Origin of the sequence: Pseudoalteromonas holothuriae (assembly GCF_945859825.1) — a bacterium.
Lineage (GTDB): Bacteria > Pseudomonadota > Gammaproteobacteria > Enterobacterales > Alteromonadaceae > Pseudoalteromonas > Pseudoalteromonas holothuriae.
In genome coordinates, this window is the sequence record NZ_CAMAPC010000019.1 from 37,566 (window position 1) to 53,590 (window position 16,025).

Here is a 16,025-nt window from a genome sequence, read left to right on the forward strand (position 1 = left end):
TATGGTTAAAGTGTTAGTTATTTTATTATTTATAGCGTGTCAAGTTGCCGCTGAAGACATCGAATTATATATCAAACGAAATGCTGATATTACGCAAAATCCCAGAGTGTTAGTTGTATTTGATACATCAGGGAGTATGGCTTTTTCAAGCACAACAGGCAATAGCTGTGATTATAATTACAGTACAGGGCGTTACATTTTATGTGATGATAACCGCTTAGGTGTGGCTAAAGAGGCAATAACTACGTTGGTAGATAGCAACACCGATATTGATTTTGGCTTGATGCGTTTTAATGGTAGTAATGGTGGCTATATATTAGCTGGATTAGGTGCCAGTTCCAACACAATGAAAAATCAGCTTAACTCTTTAGAAGCAAATGGAGCAACGCCGCTTAGTGAGACTTTATGGGAAGCTTATTTATATCTAACCGGTGGCAGTCGTTATTATACAAGATATTGGACTACCTCAGGGCGAGACACTAATGTCGAGCGTGGTTATCAATATATCTCACCGTTCGAAGCAATCGCCAGCGACCCAAGAATATGTAATAGCTCTGCGAATGTGATTGTTATGACTGATGGTGATCCCTCTAATGATAACCAAAGCGACTTTAACATTACAAGTGAGTACTTTAGCACCTTTTCAAAGACCGCAAGCAGAGTGCGTAATAATTATATGCCTGCTTTGGCTGAGCTTATTCACAAGAAAAGTGATTTATATACGCAACAAGGTAACGTGGTTGATAGGGGTCGTGTTTACACCATTGGTTTTGGTCTTGGAATGAGTGATGTAGGCACTGAAATATTACAAAAAACGGCTGACCTAGGAGGGGGGATTTATACTCAGGCTAATACCCCTAATGAATTGTCAGAGGCACTAAAAAACCAGATAGACAACATTCGCCAACTTAACGATAGCTTCTCCTCGCCATCAGTATCAACCAGTAGTTCAGATCAAACTAGAAGCGGTAATTCGTTGTACTATACAATGTTTTACCCTGAAAGCCACACACGCTGGCAGGGTAACTTGAAAAAGCTAGAGTTTTCAAATAATAAAGTAGTTGATATGCAAGGCGCCAACGCGCTTGATGGGCAAGGGTTAATTAAATCAGGGGCAACCACCTTTTGGTCAGAAGCCAACTCTCAGGATGGAAATAGTGTCAAACGTGGTGGTGTTAATTATCAGTTAAGCCAACAAGTAGATAGAGTAATTTATTCTGACTTTGGTCAAGGTGAACTGAAGCCCTTTACAATGCGTGAAGGAAGAACTCGCTATGGAAACAGAAGAAAATTCGCGCAAAAGTTAGGTGTGAATGGGAATCAAGCACGAACAACTGTGAATTGGGTGTATGGTATTGATGTGGACGATGAGGATGGTGATGGCAATACAACTGAGCGTCGTGATACCATTTTTGGCGATCCACTGCATTCTAAGCCTGTTTCAATGGATTATGGTAATGGTGACGTGCGCGTGATCGTTGGCACGAATGCAGGTTTTTTGCATATGTTTAAAGATAATGGAGATACGGTAAGGGAGAGCTGGGCTTTTATTCCTGAAGATTTATTTGATGTAATACAACCAACACGTATTAGCAGGCCTGATACTAAGTTGTATGGTATGGATGGCCCGTTGACTATATATTTTCATGATACTCAGAAAAACGGTGTTGTAGATGGTGAAGATAAAGTGTGGCTATTTGCTGGAATGCGTCGAGGCGGGCACCGTTACTATGCGTTTGATATTACCTCGCCAGATAGACCCAAACTAATGTGGGATGGAGCGCTTGTTGGGGGGAGTGATGATTTTGCCGAGTTAGGGCAAACTTGGTCTAAACCAGAGGTTACCTTTATTGAAAGCCAAGGAGAAACACCGGTATTAATTTTTGGCGCAGGTTATGACACAAATAAAGACAATCACTCTAAGTCTGATGACAACAAGGGTCGCGGTGTTTTTATTATTAATGCACAATCTGGAGATTTAGTGTGGTCGCTAACGCCTGCTAATGGGTTTACAGGCCAGCATAGTGTCGCGAGCGATTTAACAATGTTAGACTCCAACTATGATGGCTATACTGATAGGCTATATTTTGCGGATACAGGTGGCGGGGTATGGCGTGTTGATATGCCAGGAGACAGTCCTACAGCATGGACACATTTTCAATTGGCGGAGTTAGCGCAAAATGGTACAAGCGGTGATAGGCGCTTTTTTTATAAACCCGCTTTAGCACGAACATTTTTTAGTAAAGTAACAGTTACATCGACTCCTGATGGGGATATTACCACACGTAAAGATACCCCTTATGAGGCAATTATTCTAGGTTCAGGTAATCGTTCAAGGCCAACTTCCACTGGGGTGAATGATTACTTATTCATGATAAGAGATGAAAATACCGTCACACAATCTTTTAAAAATAATGTACCCGAGACGATTAAAATGGGTGACTTAATGGATATAACGAGCGATCCATTTGCGTCTACTTTAAATGACCTCAATGGCTTTACTAATGTAGAGGCAACATTAGGTGGTTTTAATGGTTGGAAATATGCATTAAGTGGTAATGAGAAGTCATTAGCTGGTGCTACAGTGGCAGGCGGAATTGCTTATTTTTCGTCGTTTACACCACCAGCGAATGTGAGTCGTTGTGATGTGTCGACAGGTACCGGTAATTTATATGCGTTGCACTTACATTATGGTACACAGGTTTATGAGCAGCTAAAGTATGAAACGACACACAGTGTACCAGACACCCCCAAAGTCTATTTTAGTTGTGAAAATGGCTCTAATGCTGGCGGGTGTGAAACCGTTGTTAGAATGGTTGGCCCAGCCATTAAATCAGATGTAGCAAGTAGCCCAGCAGATGGGCCATCAACAGGCACTCCTTGGAAAGCAGCAAAGATAGTTGAAAGCCCTCAGCCTGTCATGGTTGATGGGGTACCAACCTTGGTTGAGCCACAAATTGATTTCGGTCTAACGACTCGACAAATGTTTATCTACAAAAAAGAGAAAAATGATGAAAAATAACCGCAGCTTTAGCAACGGGTTTACTTTGTTAGAGGCACTGATTGTATTAGTGATTGTAGGTATTATTGCATCCTTTGCTTATCCTAGTTATCAGCAGTTTTTAATCAAGGCGGCGCGCTCAGATGCGATGGTTGTGTTACTCGACGCTGCAAATAGACAAGAGCAATACTTTGTGGATAATCGAATTTATACTAACAAACTATCAGACATAGGTGTGCCCAATACAACTGATAAGGGCTACTATTCAATCACAGTGACTGTTGATGATAATAAGTTTGAATTTAAGGCAACACCAATTTCCGGTCCAGTTTTAGGTGACACGCAATGCTCAGCTTTGATGATAAACGAGCTAGGACAAAAACTCAGTGATGGCAGTTCGTCGAGTGAGCATTGCTGGCAACAGTAGGGTGGTAACGCTTGGCCTACAAGGGGCACTTTTTAGTGTCTCTTATACGCGCCCTACCGGAATTGCTAACACTCATTTCTAAGCCATCAGAAACGCCTTGATGTATTGGTAAACAATACACAAATGTACCATTGGTAAACCCTTTTATAGAAGCATCACTATTAAATATAATCGCCCGCCTAGGGTATTCGATAGTATCTTGAGGCGCAATGGCGGATAGTTCATGAAGCCGAATATCATCACCATCTAACACCCTAAGCTCTCCTCTATCGACAAACACGGTAAGTTTTTTATGCCAAGCATTGTCAATACATTGTTGATTTTCAAGATGACAAAGTGTTGTTTTATTGCCTGATGAAGCCGCTTGAGTTTTAGCTAAATGCAGTGCGCGCTTGAGTTTTTTCAGGGCAAACTCAGGGCGATGTGCAGAAATTACTTCGCCGTAGCTTGTCAGCGCAAGACTTAGTAAAACGATTATTATTGTTAGGGTAACGAGTATTTCAAGTAGAGTAAGCCCCACATGTTTATAAAACATATGACCATCCATCCTTGGATTTCAAACTATATTGTGAGCTAAAAGTTAGCGTATTACCCGCTAAATGCAAATAATCAGTATCATGGTGGTATGTTAATTAACCTCAGGTTCGGATAAGGGTTTTGGAATAGAAAATATTTTGTAAACAAACATTACGTATAATCCAATGAGGAAAATAGCTTTATTGGGCAAATTCGCTTATCTAGAGCAGAAGTTAATTACAGCTAGAGTTAGTTTTTCCATTGAACAGAGCATTGCCAGATAAAGTCACTGTGAGCATTTGATTCGCCGTATTTTCGGAACTACTTGGGCAATAAATGAACTTTCCAATATTGCTCGTAATTTGGCCGCTGCTATCAAAACGTATAAAAGAACTGGTAAAGCCTAGTGAGTCTGAGTCATGAATCGGGTCTATCACTCTTAAAATTGACTCAGTGCTACTGTCAAAGCTACCATTATTATTTTTGTCGACGAAAACAACTTTGGCTGAACTGGACCAGTTGTTAAGGCAAGATAGAGAGTCGCCGCTAGATAGCTGGCTTTCATCAACAGGGCAAAGTATGACTATTTCATCACTGGCGGTCGCTTTCGCCCTCGCAAAGGTAATATTGCGTTTCAAATCAAGTAAATATGATTCGGCGCGATTATTGCTGATTAGGTTATTGTTACCATAAAAAGCAACTGAGGCAAGTATTGCTAAAATTGCGATAGTAATGAGCAGTTCAATAAGTGTGAAACCTTTGGCTTTATACACAGTAGAATCCATATGTCTCAACGAGTTCAACATTAATTTTATTCATTATGGTGCTTTTTGACTCTAAAGCAATGACTTTGTTTGCTAACATTTTTAGGATTGATTAAAATCGACGCACCAGTATAGGAAAATACACAGCCATGAAAAAAATAGAAGCGATAATTAAGCCATTCAAGTTAGACGACGTGAGAGAAGCACTATCAGACGTAGGCATAACCGGTATGACGGTATGTGAAGTAAAAGGCTTTGGTCGCCAAAAAGGCCATACTGAATTGTATCGCGGTGCCGAGTACATGGTAGATTTCTTACCTAAAGTGAAACTGGATATAGTGCTTGGCGATGAAGACGTTGATAGAGCAATTGATGTAATCTTAAAAACAGCACAAACAGGAAAAATCGGCGACGGTAAGATTTTTGTTACAGAAGTAGAGCGTGTGGTACGTATTCGTACAGGCGAAGAAGATGAAGACGCAATTTAATGACCACACACCAAATTAATGTATTTTTAATGTGAAATGTTAAACATACTGTGAGCTGTGTTATCAACCTTGGCTAATGAGGGCGATTCACGCACTCTACTTTATGAACAGTATTTATCTACTGTTTATGATTACTGCAAAAGAATTAAAAAAGACAGGTAAGTTCTGTGCGTACACATTAGTACGCACAGGATTTATTGAAGTTTCTAGCGCTTATTAACTTTTCTAGTTTGACGCGCGTTATCACTAAGCTCTGTCAGGCCAAGCTTCTTGTAGCTCTTTTCCATCATCTCTAAAGCGTCATTCAAATAACTGCTTTGTGAATAATGTTCAACAACGTATTTGCCACGATTTGCAGCTGCAAGATAGGCTTCACGTTCAAAATAATACTGCGCCACTTTAAGCTCATAGCGCGCCATTTTATTTAATAACCACACAAGACGCTTCTTGGCTTCAGGCACATACTGACTGTCAGGGTAGCTTTGAACCAGTGTTGATAAGTCTTGGAATGCTACACGAGTACGGTTCGCATCACGGTCGGCTCTGTCAATTCCAAAATAATCTTGGAAAGCATTTTCATCTGCCTTGATATTTACTAAACCACGCATGTAGTACATGTAGTCTAAGTTTTTATGGTTTGGGTTTAAGCGAATAAAACGGTCAATGTGCGCGAGCGCTTGTTCTGTATTACCCGTTTGATAGTGAGCAAATACTAAGTCCATTTGCACCTGTCGAGAAAACGGTCCAAAAGGGTAACGTGAGTTGATTGCACTGAGCAATTCAATGGCTCTTGCATACAGACCTGAATCTAATGTTTCTTTAGCATCTTCATAAAGAGCTTGAGCAGATTTATTGGGTACGCGTTCTATTTCATCTTGTTCTGGTGCAGAAGAGCAGGCTGCTAAGCCTAAAAATGAGGCGCTAAGTATGATGGCAAAGGCGCGCTTCCCTAAGTTATTTATCATTTTATTTTACTACCTTTGTTGTCTTCGGCTAGGCCAAGTGGGTAAAACCGAGTAAACTATGCATTTATGCGATTCTAACCCAGTCGAGCACAGCTTGCACTGGTAAATTAGGTAAAGTTACGAATGTCAGAGCAAATTTCTCTTCAAGCTGAAGTCCCCACTGAGTTAGGTGGTAAACGTCTAGACCAAATTTTGGCGCAATTGTTCCCCGATTTTTCTCGTTCGAGAATAAAAACTTGGATTTTAGATGATAAAGTCACGGTAGATGGAGCTGTGTTCAACACCCCTCGTGAGAAGTTACTCGGTGGTGAAGTGGTTGCTATTGAAACCCAAATAGAGGCACCGCGTGAATATGAGGCACAAGATATTGCCTTAGATATCATATATGAAGATGATGATATTTTGGTGATCAATAAGCCCATGGGGCTGGTTGTTCATCCAGGTGCAGGTAACCCCGATGGTACGGTCCTTAATGCCTTACTTCATCACCACCCTGAGATTATTAATGTTCCACGAGCCGGTATTGTTCATCGTTTGGATAAAGATACAACAGGGCTTATGGTGGTTGCTAAAACCATTCAAGCACAAACGCATTTGGTGAAAAACCTACAAGCGCGAGAAAACTTTACTCGAGAGTATGAAGCGATTTGTAATGGCACAATGACGGCTGGCGGCATGGTTGAAAAGCCAATTGGCCGACACGCTACAAAGCGCACCCATATGGCGATTCATGAAATGGGTAAACCGGCAATTACACATTACCGTGTTGCAGAAAAATTTCGTGCGCATACACGTTTGCGTCTACGTTTAGAAACAGGCCGAACTCACCAAATTCGTGTACATATGGCGTATTTAAATCATCCATTGATAGGTGACCAGTTATATGGTGGTCGTCCTCGTCCCCCACGCAATGCAACACCAGAGTTGTTTGCTCAGTTACGAGATTTTAAGCGCCAAGCGTTACACGCTATTAAGTTAAGTATTGCACACCCAATTAGTGGCGAGATGATGACATGGGAAGCACCAGTGCCAGAAGATATGCAAGTACTTACGCAAGCTTTGCGTGAAGATACGAAAGAAAACCCTAATTTAGCTTTGTAAGAAATTAGTCAATGTTACTGCCAAATTGGCCTATGCAGCATGTTGTGGGAGGGTTATCGACAACCCGAGCTTATGGTTGCTCTAATGGGCCTTTTACAGGGTTGAACTTGGCTTATCATGTTGGGGATAGCGCTGTTGATGTGGATGCGAATCATCACCAGTTGCTCAACTATCTGCCATGCCCAGCACATTGGTTAACTCAGGTTCATGGTGCAGAGGTCGTTGAGGTAAATTGTGAGCAACCCATGTATCCTTGGCCGAAGGCCGATGCTTTGTACACACGTTTGCGCCAACAGCCTTTGGCGATTATGACGGCTGATTGTTTGCCGATATTAGTGTGTGATCAACAAGGTCTGGAAGTAGCTGCAATCCATGCAGGTTGGAAACCATTAGTTAAAGGAATTATTGGCAATACACTGGGCATATTCCAGTCATCGCCTAAGCAACTTGTTGCTTGGCTTGGCCCTGCTATTGGTGCGCAACAGTTTGAAGTTGGTGGTGAAGTTAAATCGCAATTTTGTGATTTTCATAAAGCGCATACTAATGATTTTATTGAGCAAGGTAATGGTAAGTATCTTGGTGATATTTATGCCATAGCGCGGCGTCAGTTAAACTTGTTAGGCGTTGGGCAAGTTTTTGGAGGAGAATATTGCACCGTAAGTCAAAGGGAGTTGTTTTTTTCTTATCGCCGAGATGGTCAAACAGGGCGAATGGCCAGCTTGATCTGGCGCAATTAATCTTATTTTCCTTTCACTTATTACTTGAACAATCTGGCAACAATACCCATTAATTAACTAGTTATCGTTTTTATATAGGTAGATACCCATGCGTTTAGATAGATTTACCAGCAAATTTCAGGCTGCGCTTTCTGATGCGCAATCATTGTCTCTAGGGCGGGACCATCAATTTATCGAACCAGTTCATTTAATGTATGCACTATTACAGCAAAATGGTTCGAGTGTGCGTGCCTTGCTTGCTCAAGCAGGTGTGAGCGCAGATGAATTAAACAGTAAGTTATCTCAAGCAATTGAGAAAATATTCAAAGTTGAGGGTACAGGCGGGGATGTTCAGCTTTCAAACAATCTCGTTTCTTTGATCAATTTGTGTGACAAATACGCGCAAAAAAGAAAAGATCAGTACATTTCCAGTGAGCTTTTTGTATTCGCGGCATGTGAAGACAAAGGGCCTTTAGGTGATATTTTCACCTCACTTAATATCACTCAACCCAAGATAGAGACTGCAATTAAAGCAATTCGTGGTGGCCAAAAAGTAGATAGCCCTAATGCAGAAGAAACAAGGCAATCGCTGGAAAAGTTCACCATTGACCTAACAGAGCGTGCTGAGCAAGGTAAACTTGATCCTGTTATTGGTCGTGATGATGAAATTCGTCGTACCATTCAGGTTTTGCAACGTCGTACAAAAAACAATCCTGTGCTAATTGGTGAACCTGGTGTTGGTAAAACGGCCATCGTTGAAGGGTTAGCGCAGCGCATTATCAATGGCGAAGTACCAGAGGGCTTAAAAGGTAAACGTGTTTTATCTTTAGATTTAGGCGCACTCGTTGCTGGTGCCAAATACCGTGGTGAATTTGAAGAGCGGCTAAAGTCGGTACTTAATGAACTGGCTAAAGAAGAAGGCCAAGTTATTCTGTTCATAGATGAAATTCATACTATGGTAGGAGCTGGTAAAACGGATGGTGCAATGGATGCGGGTAATATGTTAAAACCAGCCTTAGCGCGTGGTGAGTTACATTGTGTTGGCGCAACTACGCTGGACGAATATCGTCAGTACATAGAAAAAGACGCTGCACTTGAACGGCGTTTTCAAAAAGTATTTGTAAGTGAACCCAGCGTTGAAGATACCATTGCTATCTTACGTGGTTTAAAAGAGCGCTATGAGTTACATCACTCAGTAGATATTACCGACCCAGCTATTGTTGCTGCTGCAAATTTATCTCACCGTTATATCAGTGACCGTCAATTACCAGATAAAGCCATTGACTTAATTGATGAAGCTGGTAGCTCAATTCGCTTGCAAATAGACTCCAAGCCCGAACAACTCGATAAACTTGAGCGACGTATCATTCAGCTTAAACTTGAAGATAACGCGTTAGTTAAAGAAAAGGATGAAGCAAGTCAAAAGCGTCGCAGTGAAATGCAATCGTTAATAGGAGATCTTGAGGGTGAATATAAAGAGCTAGATGAAGTGTGGAATGCAGAAAAGGCATCATTGCAGGGCACGCAAGTTATTAAAGCCGAACTTGAACAAGCCCGTTTAGACTTGGAAGTAGCTAGGCGTGCAAGTGACTTACAACGCATGTCAGAGTTACAATATGGCCGCATTCCCGAGTTAGAGAGAAAGCTTGATCTTGCTTCACAAGCAGAGATGCAAGAAATGAGCTTGTTGAAAAACCAAGTAGGAGAAGATGAAATAGCCGAGATTCTTTCTCGTTGGACAGGGATACCAGTGGCTAAGATGCTGCAAGGGGAGCGTGAAAAGCTATTACAAATGGAAGATGAGCTGCACAAAAAGGTGATTGGCCAAGATGAGGCTGTTACTGCAATTGCCAATGCTATTCGCCGTTCACGCGCTGGCCTTGCCGATCCAAACCGCCCAATTGGCTCATTTTTGTTCTTAGGCCCAACGGGTGTGGGTAAAACAGAACTTACTAAAGCTCTTGCGCATTTTATGTTTGATACCGAAGATGCCATGGTTCGTATTGATATGTCGGAGTTTATGGAAAAACATTCAGTCGCAAGACTGGTGGGCGCACCTCCGGGTTATGTTGGCTATGAAGAAGGTGGCTATTTAACTGAAGCTGTACGTCGCAGGCCTTATTCTGTCATATTACTCGATGAAATTGAGAAGGCACACCCTGATGTATTTAACATATTGCTTCAGGTACTAGATGATGGACGTTTAACTGATGGCCAAGGGCGCACTGTAGATTTTAAAAATGCCGTGATTATCATGACTTCAAATTTAGGCTCTGACATTATTCAAGAGCAGGCGGGAAGTAATGATTATGCTGCCTTGAAAGAGTTAGTCATGGGGGTGTTAGCGAGTCAATTTAGACCAGAGTTTATTAATCGAATTGATGAGACGGTGGTATTCCATCCGCTTGTAGGTGAGCATATAAAGCAAATCGCCAGTATTCAATTAGAGAAGCTAGAGTCGCGTTTACGTGATAAAGGGTATGAATTTATTCTAACGCCTGCAGCACTTGAAAAAATTGCAGCGAGTGGTTTTGACCCCGTGTTTGGTGCTAGGCCTTTAAAGCGTGCAGTTCAGCAATACATCGAAAACCCCTTAGCACAGCGTTTGCTCTCAGGTGACTTCATCAGTGGTGATAAAGTAACAGTTGATGTACAAGGCGATGACATTGTTTTTGTAAAATAATGCCCAGAAGTAAGCTTGGCAAGTCCTTGTTGAGCTTACGGCCTTGGCTGATTAGCAGATGTGCAGCTACTAAGCCATTTTCCAATGGTAAAATCTGAGTATTTATTTAATGCAATTTAGGGCGTTTTAATTTTTACTGTATCTTTTCAGCAGTTATTCAGGTGTTTCCCCAAGGCAGAGCATAGTTATTTTATGTAAGTCTAGTGATAACGTAGAAAAATACTTATATGGGTACTGCTCAAAGGCTTACGCTGCGTTGTCATGGGCTACTAACATAGAACACTATGCAACAGAGTCGATTCCTTGCATTGAAAGCCTTTGATTAGAACAAAATTCATACCTCAAAAATAACAACCCCTAGTATAAAACACGCTTAGAAATATCATCATGACGAATCATTAACAAAAATGCGATTATTGTTATTGGAGCAAGGTGTGCTAAAACTAAACAATGAGTTCGCTTGCATTGCTGTTTATGTTTACGAGTGAGTATATTTCTTTTTGATCAATTTTATAACGAGGCATTAAATGCAAGATGTAAGCTTTTTAGTTGTTGACGACTGCCAGCTAGTTCGTAACTTAGTAAGAAATACCATAGAAAACCGATTAGGATCTGAGCGTGTGTATACCGCAGTCAATGGTAAAGAAGCGCTTGAGTTATTAAATGCACGAAAAATTGATGTGATTATTGCAGATTGGCAAATGCCAGAAATGGATGGTGATGAGTTACTGCGTAAGGTACGAAAGTCAGATAAGTTAAAAGCTATCCCTTTTATTATGATGAGTTCTTTAGGTGATAAAGAGCATGTCCTATCTGCTATTCAAAATGGGGTGTCGCAATATGTAATGAAGCCCTTCACTGCAGAGAAATTAGAAGATGCGATTCAAAAGTCTTGGAACTCGGCTAATCGCCGAGGTGCAACTAGATTGTCAAGCCTGCCTGAACACAAAGTAAGAGTTCAAACGAGCAATCGTAAGCTTGCAGGTACAGTTAAAAATATTAGTCATACAGGCATGCTTATTGAGTTGACTTATAGCCGAGAGCTTCACCTATTTAATAACTACTCCTTTGAGCTTGATGTCTTTGATTTAAATGATGAAGGTAACGTATTAATTGAGCCTATTTACGGTATACCGGTACGACTGATGGCACTTGAGTCAAATACTGGAAATACGAAAGTTTGCCAAATGGGTATTCGCTTTAGCAGCGGTATGCTTCACGAGACGGTTAAAAGCAAGCTGAACTATTTGTTACAGTCTATAGGTGAAAGTGGCACTGAACTCATTCAAGATAACTAACCTTATATTGAGCAAATTCGCTTATCAAGTTAGGTAAATTAATAAGCAAAGTGATGTAAATTTACTCGCTTTGCTTATTATCTTTTGGTTGCAGCTAAGCTTTAAATGTAAGCAGCAGCCCAGATATTTTGTTGGCACTTTCAACTAATTTTGCTGCATCTTCTGCCACACGGTAACTTAATTGTAAATTGTCGTTACCATGCTCTCTTATGTTGCCAATATTGTTGTTTATCTCAACACTGACGACTTGTTGTTGCTCTGCTGCAGCTGAAATTTCTTGTGCTGATTGAGCAATGTCACTTATTTGTGAGAAAATAGTTTCTAGTGCTTGTTGGCTCTGTTGACTTGCTTGTGCACAAGAGTCGGCTCTGTCTTTGGTGTTTTGCATGACTTTGGACCAACTAAATAGCGTGTCTTGAATCTCTTTAATTGAGGCATAAATATGGCTGGTGGCATTTTGTGTTCTAGATGAAAGAGCCCGCACTTCATCGGCAACTACGGCAAAACCTCTGCCATGCTCACCCGCTCTAGCAGCTTCGATAGCTGCATTGAGCGCTAATAAATTAGTTTGCTCAGCAATGCCTTCAATTTCGGTCATCACTTTGCCTATTTTCTCAGCTTCACTGGCTAGTGATGTTGCTGTTTGTGCTGCTTCATCAACTTGGCCTGCCAAAGTAGTTACCATATGTGCGTTATCAGCCATAGAAGATTTGATGTCTTGGCAATGCTGTTGAGTTGCATCAACTTTGTTTGCGGTTTCTCCAGTGTTATGAGATATCTCCCCAATAGTGCTGCTCATTTGCGACATGGCTGCAGCAATGGAGCTTAAGCGCTGGCTTTGCGCTTGTATGCCTTGTTCGGTTTGGCTGGACTTATCATCAAGGCCTGTTGCAATATCTTTAAAGGTGAATGTGGAATCTTTCATGCGACCTAAAACGGTACGTAATTTAGCTTGCAGCATACCTTGATTATACTTTGCAACACTAAAAGCACTATGACCATCATAAATATAGCGAGAAACGGAATCAAATTGTGCTTGCTGCTCTTTTAAAGCGCCAGGTGTTGTTATTAATTCTTCGTAATTGATAGCAAGTAATGCAATAAATGTTGCAAATAGCAGCAATGCGCTAGTTACTCCCAAAAACCAACCTGTTAAAACAATACTAAGCGCTGTAATTGCAAAGCTGAGGCTGCGACGTAAGGTGTATTGTTCACTCCAATGCCAAATACTTTTACCTTGGTTGATTGCACTATATAATGTGTGTGCTCTTTGTTTTAGCGCATTGCTAGGACGTACTCTAACAGACTGATAGCCAATGAGTTGGCCACGTTCAAAAATTGGCGTAATAAAGGCATCTACCCAATAATAGCGACCATCTTTACAACGGTTTTTGACGACACCTCGCCAAGAATGTCCCTCTTTTAGCTTATCCCATAACTCTTTAAATGCGGCTTTTGGCATGTCAGGGTGGCGAACTATATTATGGTTTTTACCAACGAGTTCTTCTTGAGAAAATCCAGAAACTGCACAAAAAGCATCATTTGCGTATGTTGTAACACCGCGTAAATCTGTAGTAGAGACAAGCTGATGGTTATCATCAAATGTGACCTCTTCATTAATTATATTGTGCCCGCGACGCATAGTTTTCTCCATTAGCTAACAAGTCCGTTAAGGCTTTACGAGTATGTACTTATCATTTGAGAACACCTTTTTGGTGTTGTGATAGCACTTAGCTTTTATCTTAAGATGATGAAAGCTCGTAAGCATGCCGTTAAGATTTACTTTAATTTTTTAGATTATAGCGAGTTATCAAGTCGTACAACAGGGTGTATTTAAATGGTATAGCCATAGTTAGTCTGCACAGTAGAGTAGGCAAAAATACATCAGGGCTAAGTAATTACGCTATAAGAGAAAGTAAATTCAGCTATAGCAGGTCTATGTTTGAGCGGTTACACTGCGCGGCAAACATTAATTTTTTTGCCAATGGAACAGGTAAACCACTTTTTTATTTACGCACTAACTAGCAATGTGAGGCATTCAAAAGAGATAGCACTCAGTTTAAAGCTTAATGCCTTTCATTAAAGTTGCAGACAGTTGAGGTGATATAACTCATTGCTAATTGAACTGAAAATTGTCAAGTACTCAATATGCAGGCTTTCAGTAAAGCCCAATTTGTTGTTTTTGTTAAGTGTAAACGAATCAGAGCAGTAGAAATAGGATTGAGTCAAACAATGATGAACTCAATAAATTGTATCATACGTATATAAGTGGCAAACTGAGTATACATGTGGATTAACAATTTGCGCTCTATGATGTTGGCTAAGCATATAGCGATATACAAAGTGCCCAGCATCTAGGAAAAGTCATTATTGTAACTTGAGTATTGCAAGTTGTGCCCCCATAACGTTTGGCATTGCCTAACTGGCCGAGGATATTTTTTTGATTACTACAGATTTACAGACCACATTAGCGGCATTGTCAGTGCCACAGCATAAGTATGCAATTAAAGGTATTAAGCGAGGAATAGAGCGAGAAGCCCTACGCATCAATAAAAATGGAACTATTGCTAAAACACCCCACCCAGAAGAGACTGGTCACCCTCTGACACATAGTAGTATCACCACCGACTTTTCTGAGTCTTTATTAGAGTTTATTACACCAGCCAGTGATGACCCTGAACAAACATTATCGCAATTAAGAGATTTGCAAAAATTTACCGTGTCTAAAATGGGTGATGAATTGCTTTGGCCAGTTAGCATGCCTTGCTTTATTAATGATGAAAATGATATTGCTTTAGCGCAGTTCGGTGACTCAAACGTTGGTAAAATGAAAACTTTATATCGGCAGGGGCTAAAGAACCGTTATGGTAGTATGATGCAGGCAATTGCGGGTGTGCATTTTAATATCTCTTATCCAGAGTCTCTATGGCAGAGCTTGGCGCAATTACAGAGCAACACGCAACCATTACAGCATTTTATTTCAGATAAATATCTGGGGTTAATTCGTAATTTTAAGCGAGAGCTTTGGCTTATTAGTTATTTATTCGGTTCTTCACCGGCGTTATGCTCATCGTTTTTGCAAGGTAAAGAGAGTCATCTGCCCTTTAAGAAACTAGGCAAGGGTACTTTATATTTAGAATACGGCACGGCTTTGCGTTTAGGCGATTTGGGTTATACCAATAGCGCACAATCATCACTAAAGGTGACATACAACTCATTGGATGATTATATTGGTGGATTACGAGAGGCGATTCGTTGTCATTCTGACTTATATGGTCAATTAGATGATTACACCAGTGCAGCTCCAAAGCAGTTGAATAAAAATATTTTACAAATAGAAAACGAATTTTATTCACCTATTAGGCCAAAACGTAATGCACTTAGCGGTGAACCACCAACGCATGCCTTAGAGCGCGGTGGTATTGAATATATAGAAATTCGCGCGTTGGATGTCAATCCATTTGTTGATACTGGAATAAGCCTAGAGCAAATTAATTTCCTTGATGTATTTTTGACTTATTGCTTATTAAAGCCGTCGCCCATGATGCATTGGGATGAGCAAAAGGTCAGTCAAGACAACTTAACCACAGTTGTCAATCAAGGTCGAGACCCTCAAGTAAAGTTACAGCAACATGATGAGCAAGTATTGCTTAGCCAGTGGGCTGCGGATATTTTTGCCGAGTTAGCAGGTGTTGCAAGCTGGATGGACGAAGCACAGCAAAGTAATAAGTATTCAGACACTATACAAGCATTAAGCTCTTGGGTTACACAGCCAGAGAAAACATTTTCTGGTCGCTTAGTTGCACAGCTCAAGTCGCAGCAGCAAGACTGCGGTATAATGGCACTTCATTTAGCTGAGAATTACAAAGCATCGTATTTGAATATTAATTATCAGCAATATAGTGAACAAGCACTCAATGGGGTTGCTGAACAGTCACAACAAGCGGCTAAGTCTATAAAGCAAAGTGATGAGAAAGACTTCGTTGCTTTTCTTGATGATTACTTTGCTAAAGCGTAGGCAAAAAAAAGCGCAGTTTAATAAACTGCGCAAATAAATTTCAGGGAT

12 protein-coding genes are annotated in these 16,025 nt (G+C 40.7%); 8 read left to right on the forward strand and 4 right to left on the reverse strand.

Annotation, left to right across the window (positions count from 1 at the left end):
• Position 1: 1 nt before the first annotated feature.
• Positions 2 to 3,022, forward strand: a complete 3,021-nt coding sequence (locus OCI93_RS17645; RefSeq protein WP_261626948.1) for a pilus assembly protein — start codon at positions 2 to 4, stop codon at positions 3,020 to 3,022.
• A complete protein-coding gene (locus OCI93_RS17650) occupies positions 3,009 to 3,428 on the forward strand; it encodes a type IV pilin protein (RefSeq protein WP_261594260.1) in 420 nt (139 codons plus the stop codon). Before OCI93_RS17645 ends, OCI93_RS17650 begins: the two co-directional genes overlap by 14 nt.
• Positions 3,429 to 3,444: 16 nt before the next feature.
• Here the strand turns inward: OCI93_RS17650 and OCI93_RS17655 are convergent, their stop codons facing one another.
• Together OCI93_RS17655 and OCI93_RS17660 are read right to left on the reverse strand one after the other, a co-directional pair.
• The gene (locus OCI93_RS17655; RefSeq protein ID WP_261626949.1) at positions 3,445 to 3,963 is read right to left on the reverse strand and encodes a GspH/FimT family pseudopilin; all 519 of its coding nucleotides are present in this window, start codon (positions 3,961 to 3,963) and stop codon (positions 3,445 to 3,447) included.
• Between the two features lie 214 nt (positions 3,964 to 4,177).
• Positions 4,178 to 4,717 (reverse strand): GspH/FimT family pseudopilin, encoded by a 540-nt coding sequence (locus OCI93_RS17660; RefSeq protein WP_261594262.1) that lies wholly within the window; start codon positions 4,715 to 4,717, stop codon positions 4,178 to 4,180.
• 140 nt (positions 4,718 to 4,857) lie between these two features.
• Between OCI93_RS17660 and glnB the strand changes: the two genes are divergently transcribed.
• Positions 4,858 to 5,196, forward strand: a complete 339-nt coding sequence (gene glnB / locus OCI93_RS17665) for a nitrogen regulatory protein P-II (RefSeq protein ID WP_261594263.1) — start codon at positions 4,858 to 4,860, stop codon at positions 5,194 to 5,196.
• Positions 5,197 to 5,402: 206 nt separating this feature from the next.
• Here the strand turns inward: glnB and OCI93_RS17670 are convergent, their stop codons facing one another.
• Complete coding sequence (locus tag OCI93_RS17670) at positions 5,403 to 6,161, reverse strand: outer membrane protein assembly factor BamD (RefSeq protein WP_261594264.1); 759 nt, start codon at positions 6,159 to 6,161, stop codon at positions 5,403 to 5,405.
• 123 nt (positions 6,162 to 6,284) lie between these two features.
• Here OCI93_RS17670 and rluD point away from each other — a divergent pair, with 123 nt between their 5' ends.
• The 4 genes from rluD to OCI93_RS17690 all read left to right on the forward strand — a co-directional run bounded on the left by rluD (position 6,285) and on the right by OCI93_RS17690 (position 11,959).
• Positions 6,285 to 7,262 (forward strand): 23S rRNA pseudouridine(1911/1915/1917) synthase RluD, encoded by a 978-nt coding sequence (rluD, locus tag OCI93_RS17675; RefSeq protein ID WP_261594265.1) that lies wholly within the window; start codon positions 6,285 to 6,287, stop codon positions 7,260 to 7,262.
• Between the two features lie 11 nt (positions 7,263 to 7,273).
• Positions 7,274 to 7,999, forward strand: a complete 726-nt coding sequence (pgeF, locus tag OCI93_RS17680) for a peptidoglycan editing factor PgeF (protein WP_261594266.1) — start codon at positions 7,274 to 7,276, stop codon at positions 7,997 to 7,999.
• A gap of 88 nt (positions 8,000 to 8,087) precedes the next feature.
• Entirely contained in the window at positions 8,088 to 10,661 is a 2,574-nt protein-coding gene (clpB, locus tag OCI93_RS17685; RefSeq protein ID WP_261594267.1) for an ATP-dependent chaperone ClpB, read from the forward strand.
• 527 nt (positions 10,662 to 11,188) lie between these two features.
• Positions 11,189 to 11,959, forward strand: a complete 771-nt coding sequence (locus OCI93_RS17690) for a response regulator (RefSeq protein ID WP_261594268.1) — start codon at positions 11,189 to 11,191, stop codon at positions 11,957 to 11,959.
• Between the two features lie 94 nt (positions 11,960 to 12,053).
• Here OCI93_RS17690 and OCI93_RS17695 read toward each other — a convergent pair whose 3' ends face one another.
• Positions 12,054 to 13,601, reverse strand: coding sequence for a methyl-accepting chemotaxis protein (locus tag OCI93_RS17695; protein ID WP_261594269.1), 1,548 nt, complete (start codon positions 13,599 to 13,601; stop codon positions 12,054 to 12,056).
• A gap of 798 nt (positions 13,602 to 14,399) precedes the next feature.
• On the opposite strand from OCI93_RS17695, the gene gshA reads away from it, so the two are divergent.
• Complete coding sequence (gshA, locus tag OCI93_RS17700) at positions 14,400 to 15,977, forward strand: glutamate--cysteine ligase (RefSeq protein ID WP_261626950.1); 1,578 nt, start codon at positions 14,400 to 14,402, stop codon at positions 15,975 to 15,977.
• Positions 15,978 to 16,025 lie beyond the last annotated feature (48 nt).

Excerpts from the sequence above, each read along its gene's own strand:
- OCI93_RS17645 (WP_261626948.1), top strand. The coding sequence starts at position 2 with ATGGTTAAAGTGTTAGTTATTTTATTATTTATAGCGTGTCAAGTTGCC.
- OCI93_RS17650 (WP_261594260.1), top strand. The coding sequence starts at position 3,009 with ATGATGAAAAATAACCGCAGCTTTAGCAACGGGTTTACTTTGTTAGAG.
- OCI93_RS17655 (WP_261626949.1), bottom strand. The coding sequence starts at position 3,963 with ATGTTTTATAAACATGTGGGGCTTACTCTACTTGAAATACTCGTTACC.
- glnB (WP_261594263.1), top strand. The coding sequence starts at position 4,858 with ATGAAAAAAATAGAAGCGATAATTAAGCCATTCAAGTTAGACGACGTG.
- OCI93_RS17670 (WP_261594264.1), bottom strand. The coding sequence starts at position 6,161 with ATGATAAATAACTTAGGGAAGCGCGCCTTTGCCATCATACTTAGCGCC.
- rluD (WP_261594265.1), top strand. The coding sequence starts at position 6,285 with ATGTCAGAGCAAATTTCTCTTCAAGCTGAAGTCCCCACTGAGTTAGGT.
- pgeF (WP_261594266.1), top strand. The coding sequence starts at position 7,274 with ATGTTACTGCCAAATTGGCCTATGCAGCATGTTGTGGGAGGGTTATCG.
- clpB (WP_261594267.1), top strand. The coding sequence starts at position 8,088 with ATGCGTTTAGATAGATTTACCAGCAAATTTCAGGCTGCGCTTTCTGAT.
- OCI93_RS17690 (WP_261594268.1), top strand. The coding sequence starts at position 11,189 with ATGCAAGATGTAAGCTTTTTAGTTGTTGACGACTGCCAGCTAGTTCGT.
- OCI93_RS17695 (WP_261594269.1), bottom strand. The coding sequence starts at position 13,601 with ATGCGTCGCGGGCACAATATAATTAATGAAGAGGTCACATTTGATGAT.